This window comes from Litchfieldia alkalitelluris (genome assembly GCF_002019645.1).
Lineage (GTDB): Bacteria > Bacillota > Bacilli > Bacillales > Bacillaceae_L > Litchfieldia > Litchfieldia alkalitelluris.
The window spans coordinates 4,439,795-4,456,453 of record NZ_KV917374.1; the positions used below are offsets into that span (position 1 = coordinate 4,439,795).

Sequence of the window (16,659 nt, forward strand, 5' to 3'; positions counted from 1 at the left end):
TGGAGAATATATATAACTTTATGAGGCTCTTTCCGTTAGAGGGATCCAAAAATCCCGAGGGGCTATGAACTGCCCTGAAGCTAGACACCATAACTTCGTAAATATTTCTCACTCTCAAAAGATAAAAAACGACCATCTGTGACAACAGATGGTCGTTTCGATTTTTTATAATTTTACTTCTTTCTTTAAGACACCAACCATTAGTGCAGTAATTACTGAACCTATAAGGATAGCAACTAAATAAAGAAGTGGATTTCCTTCAACTAATGGGATTACGAAGGCACCACCATGTGGAGCAGGTAAGCCAATTCCAAACATCATTGTTAATGCACCTGCAACTGCGGACCCAACCACTAATGATGGAATAACACGTCCAGGGTCAGCAGCAGCGAATGGAATTGCTCCTTCAGTGATAAATGAAGCACCCATAATAATATTTGTTTTACCAGCTTCTCTTTCAGCTTTTGTAAATTTCCTTTTAAACATAAAGGTTGCAATTGCTAACCCAAGTGGTGGAACCATTCCACCAGCCATGATTGCAGCGTGCGGTGCTAAATTACCAGCATCAATCATAGCGATACCAAATGTAAATGCAGCTTTATTAATCGGTCCACCCATATCAATTGCCATCATTCCACCTAAAAGTAGACCCATTAATACAAGATTTCCTGTCCCTAAGCTTTGTAACCAGTTCGTTAATCCAACATTCATTGCACTTACTGGTTCAATAATAATGAACATCATGATTAGGCCAGTAATTAAAATACCAAACACTGGATAAAGTAAAACCGGTTTTATCCCTTCAAGCGCTTCTGGTAAGCCTTGGAACAAACGCTTTAATCCAACAACAATATAACCTGCTAAGAAACCTGCAATTAACCCACCAAGGAACCCTGCACCACCAGTTGCAGCCATAAATCCAGCAACCATACCTGGAGCGAAACCTGGACGATCTGCAATACTCATGGCGATAAACCCTGCTAATACCGGAATCATTAAGCCAAATGCATTACCGCCACCAATTGTCATTAATGCTTCAGCAATTGGATGGTATTGTGGAGACTCTGGGTCAAACGCTTCAATACCAAAAATAAATGATAAGGCAATCAAGATACCACCACCAACTACAAACGGCAACATGTTTGATACACCATTCATTAGGTGTTTATAAAAACCAGATTTTTGGCCAGGTTCTTTTTCGGTGCTTTCTTGGTTAGATCCACCACCTTGGTATGTTGGTCCTTGCTGGCTAACAGCTTTATCAATTAGCTCTTGTGGCTTACGAATAGCTGCCGCAACAGGTACTTCAATAACCACTTTACCTTTAAAACGATCCATTTCCACTTTTGTATCGGCAGCCACGATAATCGCTGTTGCTTCTTCGATTTCTTTAGCTGTTAACTTGTTCTTAACTCCACCAGATCCATTTGTTTCAACCTTGATATCAATACCAAGTTCTTTTGCTTTATTTTTCAACGCATCAGCTGCCATGTAGGTATGTGCAATCCCAGTTGGACAAGCCGTTACTGCTAGAATGCTTCCTTTTGAGGCTGCAGCTGGTTGATCTGAGTCATTTGACTCTGCTGCTTCTTTGGCATCAATTGCACTAATAACCTCATCAACTGAATTAGCTGAAAGTAATTTCTTTCTGAATTCCATATCCATCAAGAACGATGATAATCTTGAAAGTGTTTCAAGATGTGTATTGTTTGCCCCTGCACTAGCCGCAATCATAAAAAACAAGTGACTTGGTTGACCATCAAGAGCATCATAATCTATCCCTTTAGTTGAACGGCCAAATGCGATTGCAGGTGTTCTCACTGCATTCGTTTTTGCATGTGGAATTGCAATACCTTCACCAATTCCTGTAGTACTTTGTGCCTCTCGAGCAAGAATTGCCTCTTTAAATTCATTTTTATTATTTAATCTTCCTGCACGATCAAGCTGATTTACCAATTCATCAATAACGCTTTCTTTTGAATTAGCTTCTAGATTCAAAAGAATAGTATCTCTTTTTAGAAGATCTGTTATTTTCATTCTATTCACTCCTTGTCTAAACTTAAGCCTCAGTAATCTGAGTTTAAGCATTCACTTTCTTAATATTCGTTTTATCACTAAAATCTATTAGTAATTCATGATCAATGTTATTTGTAATAACTATTGCTTTATCTACATCTGCAATCTTCGCAAACGTAACTTCATGAAATTTTGACTCATCAGCCAGTACATAACGATTTTGTGAAAGGTTCAATGCAAGGGCCTTAACCATCGCTTCTTCTGGATCGGGTGTAGTAAATCCATAATCAGGATGTATCCCGTTTACCCCTAAAAAACACTTATCAAACCTGTAGGTCCGGAGGCCATCTAAAGCGCCTCTACCTATTAAAGCTCTAGTCTTGTTTTTAATAAAACCACCAACTAGATAGGTCTCGATATTACGCTCTAACAAGTTTTCTAAGAGTGTAATTCCATTTGTGACTACAGTTACGTCGCGCGCTTCGATATAATTAATCATCTTATTAGTTGTTGTGCCAGCATCTAAATATATACAATCACCATCTTGAACAAGGCTCGCTGCATATCTTGCAATTTGCTCTTTTTCTTCATGGTTTTTAGTTGATTTTTCCGAGTAACTTAGTTCGTCCTTCTTTTGAATAAGTAATGAGGCTCCCCCGTGAACACGCTTTAATTTACCTTCTTCTTCAAGCTGGCTTAAATCTCTTCTAATGGTTGATTCTGATGAAGAAGTTGCGTCTACAAAGTCTTGAATTTTTGCTATCTCATGTTGTGCTAACACTTCCAAAATAATCCTATGTCTTTCTAGGGTTAGCATGTATTTTTCCCACCAACTTTACTATCTATGACTTATGACTTTATATTAATGGAAAGCCCTTTCAAAAGTCAATCATTTTCTGTTAAAATAAATCATTTTCAGTCAAACTTTCCTCTTTTGTCTTTCAAAATCTTTCACTAATAATGAAACTAATGCTAAAACTAATCAAAAGCCACATTTTCACTTAATATTCTGAATATAATATTGATTCAACAAGCTTAAACCATGTATAATTATTCGAAATACCTCTAAATATTATGCCCATCATACTCCATTTCATTTGTTCGCCGTTTCCTTTTCAAGATTTCAACCTTTTATTGAACAAACAAAGAATTTATTATTAACTCGGTAACAATGGTGCATTTCTCTTTCATCGATTAAAAAACAGGCATCTTGTTTATTTAAAAGTAAATATATCACCACACTTCCCTTACTTTTTCTTAGTTTGTTATATAGGGAACATCATTAGTAAAGGAGGAGCCAATTTGGGAATTCATATATATTTTAAAAGCCTATCCAACTTAGAGGGCATCATCCGGTGTCCAGGAAAATTTAAATATCAGGAGCATTCTGTTGCCAGCCACTCCTTCAAGGTTACAAAAATAGCACAATTCTTAGCAACGGTAGAAGAAATGAATGGAACAAGTATTGATTGGAAGCTTGTATATGAAAAAGCTATAAACCATGACTATTCTGAGTTATTTACCGGGGATATCATGACTCCAGTTAAGTACGCACTACCTAAACTAAAAGAACTGTTCACACAAGTTGAAGAATCAATGATTAGAGATTTCTTAGACAAAGAATTTCCAGCAGAATTTCAGGAGATTTATGAACAGCGATTTCGGGAAGGAAAGGACGAAACCATTGAAGGAAAGATATTAGCTATCTCTGATAAAATAGATCTTTTGTATGAATCCTTCGGGGAAATTATAAAAGGTAATCCAGAGCCACTATTTACTCAAATATATCAAGAAGCTTTGGAGACGATTCTACTTTACAAGGATATGCATTGTGTCCAATATTTCATTAATAATATTCTGCAAGAGATTATCCAAGAAGAAACTGCTCTATGTTCAACGGTACAAAAGATTACAAGGGAAGCCTTAAGTAAGGCAGTTTAGAACTATAAACTTAGTACTTATAATTAGCTTTGTAGCAATCAAGCGCTCAGCTGCAAACTTAAGTTAACACAGCGTGAATTCTTTGGACAGATTCACGTTTACATACAATTTGAATTATGATTGTTCGTAAGGAACCTAGGTAATAAAAAATATCAATAAAAAAGGACTTCTTTATCAACTAACAGTTGAGTGAAGTCCCTTTTTCGTTATTAAAATAACTTGAAAATAAAACCCCTTTCACTTGCTCACTTTTAAGCAGGGTTTTATGGAATGGTATATCCATTTACGTGTTTTCTTTCTTTAATGAGTTGGTTATTCCCTTCTCTTAAAATAAGCATTTAATTGGCCACGAATCATTTGCTCATTTACATCCGATTTACGATCCTTTTGTTTATTGGATATTTCCTTCCTAAGATCTGAAGTCTGTAAGCCGTCTTCCATCTTATTAGCAATATCCATTAACGTTTCTACATCTGAAAAGGAGTACTTCCGGTTACCTTTATTTGATCTTTTAGGGAATATTAGTTCTCTTTCTTCATAATATCTAATTTGTCGTTCACTCAATCCCGTTAACTCACATACTGTCCCAATAGATATAACCTTCTTATAAATGTAAGAATTATCACTAGAAGACAACACTACCTCTCCCCCTTGTGTATAAATACCTCTATCCATACTATACACAAAAAAGGTGGATTTGTGGTCAACCTTGTTAGATTTCCTTACATACTTTCGTAAATATTTTACAATTGTATGTTAGTTTTCCTAACAAGTTTGTAGATTTATTTTTAATTGGCCATTAAAATAAGTTTTAATAATAAAAACGAAAAGAAAAGTATTTACAAATACAAACGAACATAAGTGGAGGAGGATTGGAAGTGAAGAAAGAAAAAGCCATATCTTTAGCAAACGAGATCATTCAGTTAGATATGCTTAGAGACGAACTTTATGAAGAATTAGTAGCTTTACTTGGAAATAAAGCGTCTGAGGTTTTAAGAATCTTACAAAATTCGTAAACTTCATCACTATAATATCATAAATTATAAAAGCAACACCAATTCAACAAAGAAAATACAAATTATGGGGGGATAATTATGACGAAATTTCTCCGTTCAGCCGTTGAAAAAACAAAGAATCATTATTTAAAAAAATTAGTCGAGTCAGGAGCCTATTCCGATAATGAAGAAAGACAACTAGCAAAACTTACCTTAAGTGAACTTATTGAAGAATATAAAAAATCACAACTTAAGCCTACTCGCTAGACTCTTCTTTTTAATATCTTCACAAAAAAATTACTCACTTAATACTAACTTTTTTTTCGATTGATTTGCGGCTATTCACAAACAGGATTTTGGGGCCACAATCGCAAAGCTTAGAATGTTTTAATTGACGGATTGTTTTTTGACAAGTCGGACATTGATTATTTTTCATTAGCTTAACTCAGCTCCTTTTGCTATTCTATAAATCTAATTATACGCAGAACTAAATTAAAATCAATAGTAAATTATAATAATTATAAATAAGGTAAAAAAGAAGAGGATTTTATCTTGCTAAAACCCTCTTCTTTCACTTTAATTATTGTTACTTTGTAATCTCACTATAACACTAATTAGCTCTCCTCCACGGTAAACCTTAAATACTACTTCATCCCCAACTTCAAGATGGTTATATAAATACTCCCTTAACTCGCTCGCATTTGCGACTGCAGTTTCATTTAACTCAACTATCACATCCTGCACCTTTAAACCTGCAATACCAGCTGCAGAATCTGGATCAACATTAGTGATCATAATCCCCTCATTCACATCTTCCGGAAGAGATTGTAAATATTGCTGAGGGACTCCTTCAAGATTTGCTAGGCCAACCCCAATATAGGGTCTTTCCACATATCCTTTTTCAATAATTTCATTAATAATAGGCAAAAGATCATTACTTGGAATCGCAAACCCTAGTCCTTCTACACCACTTTCGGAAATCTTCAAACTATTAATACCGATCACTTGTCCACTCGTATTAATAGGAGCTCCACCACTATTCCCAGGATTTATGGCTGCGTCTGTTTGAATAACATCCAAAGCCCATTCTCCAGCAGATGTTGACACTGTTATCGAACGCTCTATCGCACTTACAATTCCCTGTGTAACTGTCCTTGAAAGATCTAAGCCTAATGGATTGCCAATAGCGAGAACCTGATCACCTGGTCTTAAGGTCGATGAATCCCCAAATTCGATAGATGAATCCACATGCCCAGCTGGAATCTTAATGACTGCTAAATCTGTTAAAGCATCACCGCCAATTAACTCAGCACTCACTATTTCACCATTATACAAGGAAACTTCTATCTCATTTGCTCCTTCAATGACATGTTATTTGTAACAATATATGCAACATTATTTTCAGTTTTAAAAATGACACCTGAGCCTGTACCCGATTCTACTTTATCGGTACTACTTGTGAAACGGTTTCTCTGTTGTTGGAGATTGACAATTCCTACAATCGCAGGTGATGCTTTCTCTACGATATCAGCAATTGAGCCAGTAGGATTCGCTATAGTTGGTGTAGCTGTAACATTTGAATCGGTTACTTCTGCTTCTCTAACTTGTGAAACCGTACCATCGCGTTGATTTTCATTTTGAACAGAAGAATAATATTCGTGATAAAAATCAGCAAATGGTAGTAAAGCAAGTGTTAACATAGACCCTATAATTCCAGCACTAACTGTTCTTATATACCCTCTACAATTATCTAACTTTACTTTTTGTTTTTCTTGTCGTCTACTATCCGAAGATGATGCTGATATAATAACAGAATCCTCCAGTTCTTGAGATTGAATGGTTTCTTCATCAATACTAGTTTGAGTTATGAACTCATTTTGTCCGACTAGATTATTCTCATTATGATCAAATTCTTCATATTTCTTATCATCCATTTTTTAACCTCCATACTTTTCTGCTCTATGGGTACATCATATCCAGCAAATATGAAGAATTTATTAACAAACATGTAAGAGTGTAAGAAAAATTTTAAAATAGAGGTCTTCACATTCATTCCATTTTTTCACTGTTTCTTCCAGATTAAGCAATATTTTCGTCATAATTTATTCATACTCTTTGGATAAGCTTTAGGTATTGATTAATTCAATACCCCATAAAAAGCAAAGGAGAACAGAAATGAATTATGTAAAGAGAGCATTATTAAGTGTTACAGCCCGTAAAGGAAAGAGTTTACTACAAATAATTATTTTCACCGTTATTTGTGTCTTAGTTTTATCAGGTATTACTATACAGTCAGCAGCAACTAAATCTAGTGAGCTGGCAAGACAAAAGCTCGGCGCTGAGGTCACTTTACAAGTTGATATGGAAAAATTACGAGCACAGCAACAATCTGAAGGCACAAGAACAAGATTTCAATCTATACCAATTTCAACAGATTTAGCAAATGAACTACTATCTTATTCTGAGGTAAAAGCATATAACTACTATTCATCTACATATGCTTTAGCGGATAATTTCGAACCAATTGAGAATGAAACAACCGAAGAAGAATCAACAACCGAAAACGAGTCCACACAAGAAGGGTCAGGTGGCGGCGGTAGAATGGCGAATATGAATGCAGATGTGACCATCCAAGGTTTAGCATTCTCAGATTCTTATACCGATTTTACGGATGGCATTTCTACTTTAATTCAAGGTAGACATATTACAGAAGAAGATCTTGACGCAAATGTCACAATGATTGAAAATTCCTTAGCAACTGAAAATAACTTAGAAGTTGGGGATACGATTACAATAGCATCAAGTGATGAAACACAGTTATTAGATTTAGAGATTGTTGGGATCTATGAAACAACCTCAACTAACACCGACAGTGGCATGGGGATGGATTTGGCATTTATGAATCCTTATAACAAACTCTTTGTTCCTTATACAGTTGCTTCCAATTTAAAAGGGGAAGATTACAAAGAATTGATTGATAGCGCTATTTATTACATGAGTGATCCAGCAACTATTGATCAATTCATTACTAAAGCTGAAACTGAAAGCTCAATTGATTTTGAAACATTTAAATTGGATGCAAATGACACATTATATCAACAAATGGTTGGACCTATCCAAAATGTCGCATCCTTCTCAAAAAATATTGTTTATTTAGTAACCATAGCCGGGGCAGTTATTTTAGGATTAATTGTCATGCTATCCATTCGCGAAAGAAAATATGAAATGGGAGTACTTCTTGCCATTGGAGAAAAGCGTTGGAAGTTGATTGGACAGTTCTTAACTGAAATTATTGTTATAGCTATTTTAGCTTTAGGAATTTCAGCCGTTAGCGGAAACTTAGTTGCTTCAAAAGTAAGTGATCAATTATTAACTCAAGAAATAGCAGAAACAGAAGAATCCACACAACCGGCATCTTTTGGTGGTCGAGGATTTGGTTTTGGTAGGGACATGCAAACTACACAACAAGTAGAAACAATTGATGAACTAGAGATCAGTATTACACCGAAGGATTTAGGATTTTTGTCAGGAATAGGATTGTTAATTGCCGTGTTGTCTGCTCTTATTCCGTCTCTATCAGTGCTTCGATTACAACCAAAAACAATTTTAACTAAACAAGATTAGGAGTGAAAAATATGAGTGCTTTATTAGAATTTAATTCTATCAATTATTGGTATAAGCATGAAAATAAGAAACATGATATCTTAAAAAATATAAATGTAGGTTTTGAAAAAGGAACATTTTATACAATTGTTGGTCCATCAGGTTCTGGTAAGACAACTTTTTTAGCTTTAGCAAGTGCTCTAGATGTTCCTAAAGATGGAACCATCTTTTATGATGGAAAGGATATAAGAAAAATAGGTTTATCTAAATTTAGGAACAAATATGTATCCATTGTTTTTCAATCTTATAATCTACTTCCATATATGTCAGGCTTACAAAACGTTGTAACAGCTATGGAAATCACAGGGTCACCACAAAAAAATAAAAAGCAATACGCTTTAGACGTTTTACAAAAGGTCGGGATTGACGAAAAGCAAGCCAAACAAAAAGTGCTCACCTTAAGTGGTGGACAACAACAGCGTGTCTCAATAGCACGTGCTTTGAGCTGCGAATCGGATTTGATTGTCGCGGATGAACCTACTGGAAACCTAGATGAGGATACAGCAAAAGAGATTATACGTCTGTTTCAAGATTTAGCACATAAAGAAAACAAATGCATTATTGTGGTAACACATGATCTAAGTATTTCCTCTATTTCAGATATAAATGTAAAGCTTTCTAAAGGAGAAATAAAGATTGTAAAAAATAAAAATACTAAATTGGTATCAATCTAAAAGCCCAATTATTTTCAGTCAAAGTCCAAATTAAGTGAAAAATCCTAGTAAATATATTCACTAGGATTTTTCATCATAAAGTTTCACTTTTCTCTGGAAATCGAATCGTAAATTTCGTTCCCTTGTCCTTTTCACTGCTGACACTAATTTCTCCTTGATGGAGTTCCACTAGTTTTTTTACTATAGAAAGACCAAGACCAGACTCACCATAGGGATTGGTTGTTCTAGATATGTCTGCTTTGTAAAATCGATGCCATATTCGTTCAATTTCTGTTGGATCGATCCCCATACCTGTATCTTCAATTTCTATTACCACTTCTTTATATCCGAATTTTCCTCTTAAGTAAATCACACCATTTGACGTAAACTGAATACTATTCTTCGTAATATTAATCAAAATTTGCATGAGACGATCATAATCTGCGTAAATTTCTAGTTCATCAGGAACTTCAATGACTAATTTATTATTTTTATCTTCAGCTTGCTGAACAAGTTGTTCTTGGATAATCTCAAACACTTCATTTAATTGAATCAATTCTTTTGTTAACAAAACCTGATTCGATCGTATTTTTTCATAGTCAAGATTCTCATTTACCAGACGAATAAGTCTTTTCGTTTCTTGATTAACGAGATAAATCGCTCTTTGCTTCTCATTTTCTGGGATCATGTTATCTCTAATTCCTTCAACCATTCCACTAATTGTTGTCAAAGGGGTCCTGAGTTCATGAGAAACATCCGCAAAAAATTGTCTTCTACGATTTTCAAGACTCTCTATTTCTAGTTGCGATTTTCTTAGTATGCCAGCCATATTATTAAAATCATTTGCGAGCTCCCCTATTTCATCAAAACTTGACGAAGGAACATTCACATCGTAGTTACCTGTAGAGATTTTTGAAGTCGCTTCGCGAATCCGTTGAATTCTTTTCACATGAATTCTAGACAAAATCCAGCTTAGTAGTAACGCAATGATTAAAGCAACGATCATTGTATAAAATAAATATTGATTTATTTGACTAATCATTTCTCTTGAACCACTTACAGGTGAAATTAACAGAACACCACCCAGAAATTGACCATTATTGATATAGGGTACGGCGACAAAAGAAACATCCTGCTCAAATCTCTTTTTAAAATCACGTTTTACTACAACAGCTTCACCATTCCTTAGCTTGAATAGTTCATCTTCCGTCCACCTGATCATCGTAATCCGGCCTTGCTGAGGGTATAAAGCATTAATTTCTTCATTGAAAACTAAATATTGAATGTTCCTTGACCTTAAAACAAGACTATACTGATTAGCTGTTTGATTTTGGCGGTCCGGCATTTTTTGTAGGTCTTCTAAAATACTCACACCATAATCGGTCAGTTCATCCGCTTTATTCTGATAAACCAATGTTTCCACATAATGAGCAAATAAAATACTTAATATGGAGAAAGCAACGATTAAAATGCTAATATGACTAGCAAGTAGTTGATACAAATATCTAATTCGCATTTACTTCCACCGATTCATCAAACTTGTAACCAACTCCCCAAACAGTATGAAAAAATGGTTGGTTATCAGTTCCTACCTTTTTTCTCAACCTCTTTATATGAACATCAACCGTTCGTTCATCTCCATAAAATTGATAACCCCAAACTCTTTCTAATAACTGTTCTCTAGAAAACACTTGTCGAGGGTGCTGGGCAAAATAGTAGAGTAAATCAAATTCCTTTGGGGTTAAGTTGGTAATAGGCGTATTATTTAGAAATACTTCTCTAGTTTCTCTACTGATTTTAAAACATTGTGTCTCTAAATAAGTCGTATCATGTTCTTCATTCACTTTGTTATACCTTCTTGTCACTGCTCTAATACGAGCCATCAATGCTAGTGGGCTAAATGGTTTTGTCACATAATCATCAGCACCCATTTCAAGTCCTAACACTTGATCTGACTCACTATCTTTTGCCGTTAGCATAATAATCGGGACAGTGCTTTTATCTGCTCTAATCTTCCTGCAAATTGTGACCCCATCCATACCAGGTAGCATCCAATCAACAATCACAACATCAAAAGACTCACTGGTAAATTTGTTATACCCTTCTATACCATCATGAACAAAATGTCCTTGAATATCTTCTTTCAGAAAAAACATCTCTAACATTGAACAAACACTTTCGTTATCCTCTATGACTAAAATTTTCATAACAATCCTCCTACTCACTACCACATCATTCTTCAAACTTAAAACGAAATGAACTGGAAGGCAACTGTTTTCTACTATCTTCCCCAAATGTTACAGATTGGTTAACTATTTGGTCATAATTTGTTCATAGTTAAAAAGAAAACCCCAACAAATGGGGCTCTAAGCTAAGGTGCTTTTCTATAAATTTATTGTAAATCAATCATCTATATAAAAATGCCGATTACCATTGAAAAAAGGTAATTATCTTAAGAACAATAAAGTTTCGAAAATAACCTAAGTTAATGACTTAAATGCAGCATTCGCAAGGTTTAAAATTGTCATATCATCCATTGGAGGATTATGTAGGCCAGCTCTTACATCTCGATAATAACGCTGTAACGGATTTGATCGTTGAAGACTTTTAGCCCCTACTATACGCATTGCTTTATCGACAACCGAAATAGCTGTATTTGTTGCCATATACTTGACTACCCCTAGTTCAGAGGTGAAATGATTCTTTGTTGTAGCCTCATCCCATTCTTTCGCAACTGAATACATGAAGTGACGGGCTTGCATTAATTCTGCATCCATTTCTCCAACTAAGCGTTGTACATTTGGTAAATCCTTTATCGTACCTTTAATACTGTTAGGTGAATACTCATTTGCAAACTTAACCGCATAGTCCCTAGCAGCAAGGGCAATACCAAGATAGCACGCTGGTATGTGCAAAAGCCACCCATTTGGTGTTGTATTTCTTTTTGTCATCATATCAACTAGATTTTCGTTCGACACTTTTACATTCTCTAGAATTAAATCATGACTTCCAGTACCTCTCATTGAGATGGTGTCCCAGGTTTCATTGATGGATAATCCGGGGGAATCTTTATGAATCGCAAACTCTGCTATTTGATGTGAATCTTCAATTGAAGAAATCACAAGAAAATAATCTAGCGCTGGCGACATTGTTGTAAAAGTCTTTCTACCATTTACAATCCAACAGTCTCCTTCTTTTTTGGCCATTGTTTGGGGTTTTCCACCTCTAGTAGGACTTCCTGTTTGGGGCTCTGTTGCAGCGCGGTTAATTAGTGCACCGTTCAAGACCTCGGATGCCATTTGTTCGATTCTCTCTTCCTTCCAGTCACGCTTTTCATTTATATCCATCATTACTCCAAGATGCCATCCCATTGATAAGGCTGTTGAACCATCTCCTTGTGCCAAACGTTCTTGAAATAATAAAAACTCATACAACGAAATGTCTTCCCCACCAAATCTTTTCGGGACAGTTAGCTTCGTATAGCCAATCTCTTTTAAATCCTCTATATTTTCAAAAGAAAAACAGCCCTTTTCATCATTTATTGCTGCACGTTCATTAAATCGGTCAGCTAAGCTAGAAATTTTTGAATAAAGCTCACGTTGTTTATCAGTTTTAATAAACGAAATCGTCATTTTCCCCTCTCCTTTTTCACTATTCGATTCTACTAATTTATGTTCATTTTCTCACAAATATCCTTTTAAAGCCAAGGTTACGCTTGGTGTAATAAGCTGTATTCTGACTACTTTTAGCGTCTGGCTTCTAAAACTGCATACTTGGAGTGTGTTCAGACAGCTTTTGCCTCCTAGGACCTGAACCTGTCCAATCTTGACTCGTGTTCAGACAGCTTTTGCTTCTTCGCTCATGAACCTGTCCGAACTTGACTCGGGTTCAGACAGCTTTTGCCTCCTAGGACCTGAACCTGTCCAAACTTGACTCGGGTTCAGACAGCTTTTGCCTCCTGGCCCCCGAAGCTGTCCGAACTTAGCTCAGGTTCAGACAGCTTTTGCTTTCTGGCCACCGAAGCTGTCCGAACTTAGCTCGGGTTCAGACAGCTTTTGCCTCCTGGCCCCCGAAGCTGTCCGAACTTAGCTCGGGTTCAGACAGCTTTTGCCTCCTAGCCACCGATCCTGTCCGAACTTGACTCGGGTTCAGACAGCTTTTGCCTCCTGGCCACCGAAGCTGTCCGAACTTAGCTCGAGTTCAGACAGCTTTTGCCTCCTAGGACCTGAACCTGTCCAAACTTGACTCGGGTTCAGACAGCTTTTGCTTTCTGGCCACCGATCCTGTCCGAACTTGACTCGGGTTCAGACAGCTTTTGCCCGCTAGCCACTGAACCTGTCCGAACTTGACTCGGGTTCAGACAGCTTTTGCCTCCTAGCCACCGTACCTGTCCGAACTTGACTCGGGTTCAGACAGCTTTTGCCTCCTAGCCAGCCGCTAAACCTGTCCAAACTTAGAGTGGACTTGCATTCGAATAAATATTTGCACCATGGTCGATGAAAATACTCACTAAGTGTGGAATGTGCGGATAGCAACTAAACTCCTGCAGGAATACCGTTCACCTGTCTTATGCTTGTCGCCGATAAGCGGAGCCTTCCATTTTTGTTTTTTCAGGTAGACACCCATGCGAATGAGAATTTGCACCATGGCGTATGAACATAGTACATTCACTAAGTGTGGAATGAGCGGAGAGCCACTTGACTCCTGCGGGATCCAGTGGTCTCGTGAGACCCCACAGGAGCTCAGAAGCGACGAGGAGGCTTACGGGCCACCCCGCGGAAAGCGAGTGGATCGCAGCTCATGGAACTCCACTATCGGAGGTTATTTTCAGGGTAGTCATGAATAGGAAACACAAATGACCTAGTACTAAAAAGTACTAGGCCCGACAATAGTTTTAACCTTTAAAGTTTTGATCATGATTCTGCTGATGATATTTTTCATTGTTCAAAAATGGCCACCAGTTTGCTTTACCGAATGTTTTGACCATCAAAGGTACAAACAACGGAAGCATGACTAAACCATATAAGAACAACCCAGTTAATAAAATCGTTGCAATTTGTAATAATGATAATACACCAGAAGGCATCATTGCAGCAAAAGTTCCTCCAAGTATGACCGCTGCGGAAATAATAACTGTTCCCATTTTCCTCATTGATACGAGAATCGCTTCTTCTACTGATATATGTCTATATTCATTAAATCGATCCATCAAGAAGATACTGTAATCTATTCCTAACGCTACTAATATAACAAACGCAAAGAATGGTACCGCCCAGCTAATCCCCGAATAACCTAATAACCCGACAAAAATCCATTCAGTAACTGCCATCGATGTATAATAAGTTAAAATCAATGAACCTATTAAATAGATAGGCATGATAAAAGAACGAAGTAAAATAAGAAAAATAACACTAATTCCAGCTAGCATTAAAAATACAGTACGTGTATAATCCTGTTCAGAAATCTCATCTAAATCTGAATATACACTAGTTACTCCTCCAACTGCTACTCTAGCATTTTCTAGCTTTAAACCTTTAACCGCTCTATCTACTGCTGATTTAATTTCATCCATTTGATCCATAGCCTCACTTGAGTATGGATTTGCAGTAAAGATAACCTCCATTGTCATCACTTTTCGATCTTTGGACATATACGCATCCAGTGATTGCTTAAATTCTCCACTTTCTAAGACATCCTCTGGAATATAAAACCCGCTCGTTTCTTGGTTTGTAGATAATCCATCAAGGTAATCCTGTGCTGAAAAAAGTCCTTTAGAAACTTCATTCAGTCCATCAGCACTTTGAGTTAGACCATCTGTCAATTGATCCATCTGGCCATTTAAATCCTTAAAGCCGTCTAGAAGTTGTTTTTGACCACTATTAATGCTACCTAGTCCTCCAGTGAAAGAAGTCATATGGTTTATAATCTGATTTTGACCATTTGCTGCATCTTCAAGTCCTGCTTGTTGCTGTGCAACTCCAATGATTAATTGATTCATTCCAGTTGCTAATGCAGTTTGACCAGCAATTATTGTCTCAAACGACTTATTAGCTTCGCTGATCACACCAGATAAACCGGCAAGTCCTGCGTTTAATTGTTCAAGTCCAGTCACTACATTCGTTGTTTCATCTGCTGTAGCAAGTACGGTTCCCTTTAGCTTATGATATGACTCATCTAGAAGTAGCTGTTCGTGATTGGTTTCTAGATCAGCAAAATAGTCATTTGTTGATGATAGATACTGCGAAATTGTTGCAAGCTCTTCTTTTACGTTCTCATACTCACTAGAAAGAGTCTGTAATGAAGCACCAACTTCTTTATAGCCTTCTAACAGCTCCTGTGTTCCAGCTGTTAGCTTTTCAGTATTTCTTTTAATTTCTTCAAGTCCTTTTTTAATTTCTCCAGAACCAGCAGATCCTTGACGAAATCCTTGTTCAATTTGAGTTAATCCTGTTTGAATCTCAACAACAACAAGCTGATCCTTTAATTCTTCTTCGTTAAAATGGGTAAGTATTTCGGTAATTCCCAAATTTTCTTTTTCTGCATCAAGGATGTTAATTGCAGCTTGTGCTTCCTCTAGGTCTGTTTTTGTAAGCCCTTCTTCATTATGAAAAACAAGAGCAACTTGTGACCCTTCTTCTACATTTTCTTCTTTTGGACTTTAGCTAAAATCTCATCTGCCATCGTTGAAGAATAGCCACTTGGTACTGAAATTTGCCCTTTTTCCCGAACAAGATCAGCCATGTTTGGTGCCAGAATAAATAGTATCGCCACAACTCCAATCCAAGCTACTAGTACACCCCATCTTGCTTTTATAATTGTTTTCACTGTTCATCCTCCAAATGCTCTATATTAATCTCCTCTAAAATAGTCGCTAATTTTTCATATGTGTTAATAAATTGCTCAATTTCATCTTGGTTAAATTGAGTAATGAAATGTCCTACCAGATGGTTAATTTTCTGCTCGGACTTCTGAAATAACTCTTCACCAAGATTGGTTAAGGTTAAATACACCACTCTACGATCACTTTCATCTCGTGTCCTTATTATTAACTCTTTATCGGTTAAGCGGTTGATGATCGCAGTTATAGCACTCTTTTTCACGTCAAACACGTCGGCTAATTCCGAAGAAGTGCAGTTATTAGTCTTTTTAATGTACCTAAGAGTCGCATGTTGGTCGTTCGTTAAATCCTCACTAATTTGATTACGAATAAGAGATTCTCCCCTTTTCATAACATAATGAGAGACCTTTATGTAACGGTCAACGAGTTCTTGAATCTTCTCACTATCCACTTATCTTTCATCTCCCTAATCATATAGTTAAACAGTTTAATAGTTAATGTGTTTAACTATATGATAAATATCCTCTTTTTTCAAGCATAATGACTGGCTTTT

At 36.4% G+C, this 16,659-nt stretch carries 16 protein-coding genes; 5 read left to right on the top strand and 11 right to left on the bottom strand.

Annotated features, from left to right (window positions below; translation table 11 throughout):
- Positions 1–165 precede the first annotated feature (165 nt).
- Together BK579_RS20920 and BK579_RS20925 are read right to left on the bottom strand one after the other, a co-directional pair.
- Positions 166–2,037, bottom strand: coding sequence for a PTS fructose transporter subunit IIABC (locus BK579_RS20920; RefSeq protein WP_078548844.1), 1,872 nt, complete (start codon positions 2,035–2,037; stop codon positions 166–168).
- A 43-nt stretch (positions 2,038–2,080) separates the two neighbouring features.
- Positions 2,081–2,833, bottom strand: a complete 753-nt coding sequence (locus BK579_RS20925) for a DeoR/GlpR family DNA-binding transcription regulator (protein ID WP_078548846.1) — start codon at positions 2,831–2,833, stop codon at positions 2,081–2,083.
- A gap of 485 nt (positions 2,834–3,318) precedes the next feature.
- Here BK579_RS20925 and BK579_RS20930 point away from each other — a divergent pair, with 485 nt between their 5' ends.
- Positions 3,319–3,957 (top strand): YfbR-like 5'-deoxynucleotidase, encoded by a 639-nt coding sequence (locus BK579_RS20930; RefSeq protein ID WP_078548849.1) that lies wholly within the window; start codon positions 3,319–3,321, stop codon positions 3,955–3,957.
- A 312-nt stretch (positions 3,958–4,269) separates the two neighbouring features.
- Here BK579_RS20930 and BK579_RS20935 read toward each other — a convergent pair whose 3' ends face one another.
- The gene (locus BK579_RS20935; RefSeq protein WP_204524792.1) at positions 4,270–4,593 is read right to left on the bottom strand and encodes a MerR family transcriptional regulator; all 324 of its coding nucleotides are present in this window, start codon (positions 4,591–4,593) and stop codon (positions 4,270–4,272) included.
- Positions 4,594–4,835: 242 nt separating this feature from the next.
- Here BK579_RS20935 and BK579_RS25850 point away from each other — a divergent pair, with 242 nt between their 5' ends.
- Both BK579_RS25850 and BK579_RS20940 read left to right on the top strand, forming a co-directional pair.
- Complete coding sequence (locus BK579_RS25850) at positions 4,836–4,973, top strand: hypothetical protein (protein ID WP_169891211.1); 138 nt, start codon at positions 4,836–4,838, stop codon at positions 4,971–4,973.
- A gap of 78 nt (positions 4,974–5,051) precedes the next feature.
- Positions 5,052–5,219, top strand: coding sequence for a Fur-regulated basic protein FbpA (locus BK579_RS20940; RefSeq protein ID WP_078548854.1), 168 nt, complete (start codon positions 5,052–5,054; stop codon positions 5,217–5,219).
- A 309-nt stretch (positions 5,220–5,528) separates the two neighbouring features.
- Here BK579_RS20940 and BK579_RS26520 read toward each other — a convergent pair whose 3' ends face one another.
- The gene (locus BK579_RS26520) at positions 5,529–6,269 is read right to left on the bottom strand and encodes a S1C family serine protease (protein ID WP_235848498.1); all 741 of its coding nucleotides are present in this window, start codon (positions 6,267–6,269) and stop codon (positions 5,529–5,531) included.
- Between the two features lie 26 nt (positions 6,270–6,295).
- On the bottom strand, positions 6,296–6,886 hold the full coding sequence (locus BK579_RS26525) for a S1C family serine protease (RefSeq protein ID WP_235848499.1): 591 nt from the start codon (positions 6,884–6,886) through the stop codon (positions 6,296–6,298).
- A 241-nt stretch (positions 6,887–7,127) separates the two neighbouring features.
- Here BK579_RS26525 and BK579_RS20950 point away from each other — a divergent pair, with 241 nt between their 5' ends.
- Together BK579_RS20950 and BK579_RS20955 are read left to right on the top strand one after the other, a co-directional pair.
- Complete coding sequence (locus tag BK579_RS20950; protein WP_078548857.1) at positions 7,128–8,576, top strand: ABC transporter permease; 1,449 nt, start codon at positions 7,128–7,130, stop codon at positions 8,574–8,576.
- Positions 8,577–8,587: 11 nt separating this feature from the next.
- Complete coding sequence (locus BK579_RS20955; RefSeq protein ID WP_078548860.1) at positions 8,588–9,289, top strand: ABC transporter ATP-binding protein; 702 nt, start codon at positions 8,588–8,590, stop codon at positions 9,287–9,289.
- A gap of 73 nt (positions 9,290–9,362) precedes the next feature.
- Here the strand turns inward: BK579_RS20955 and BK579_RS20960 are convergent, their stop codons facing one another.
- The 6 genes from BK579_RS20960 to BK579_RS20990 all read right to left on the bottom strand — a co-directional run bounded on the left by BK579_RS20960 (position 9,363) and on the right by BK579_RS20990 (position 16,557).
- The gene (locus BK579_RS20960) at positions 9,363–10,784 is read right to left on the bottom strand and encodes a sensor histidine kinase (protein ID WP_078548862.1); all 1,422 of its coding nucleotides are present in this window, start codon (positions 10,782–10,784) and stop codon (positions 9,363–9,365) included.
- Positions 10,774–11,475: a response regulator transcription factor gene (locus BK579_RS20965; RefSeq protein WP_078548864.1), complete on the bottom strand. Its 702-nt coding sequence runs from the start codon at positions 11,473–11,475 to the stop codon at positions 10,774–10,776. Before BK579_RS20965 ends, BK579_RS20960 begins: the two co-directional genes overlap by 11 nt.
- A gap of 273 nt (positions 11,476–11,748) precedes the next feature.
- Positions 11,749–12,900 (bottom strand): acyl-CoA dehydrogenase family protein, encoded by a 1,152-nt coding sequence (locus BK579_RS20970; protein WP_078548867.1) that lies wholly within the window; start codon positions 12,898–12,900, stop codon positions 11,749–11,751.
- A gap of 1,262 nt (positions 12,901–14,162) precedes the next feature.
- Positions 14,163–15,794, bottom strand: a complete 1,632-nt coding sequence (locus BK579_RS20980) for an MMPL family transporter (protein WP_078548873.1) — start codon at positions 15,792–15,794, stop codon at positions 14,163–14,165.
- A gap of 110 nt (positions 15,795–15,904) precedes the next feature.
- Positions 15,905–16,093, bottom strand: coding sequence for a hypothetical protein (locus BK579_RS20985; RefSeq protein ID WP_078548875.1), 189 nt, complete (start codon positions 16,091–16,093; stop codon positions 15,905–15,907).
- Positions 16,090–16,557, bottom strand: coding sequence for a MarR family winged helix-turn-helix transcriptional regulator (locus tag BK579_RS20990; protein WP_078548877.1), 468 nt, complete (start codon positions 16,555–16,557; stop codon positions 16,090–16,092). The genes BK579_RS20985 and BK579_RS20990 overlap by 4 nt, the downstream gene beginning before the upstream one ends.
- Between the last annotated feature and the right edge of the window lie 102 nt (positions 16,558–16,659).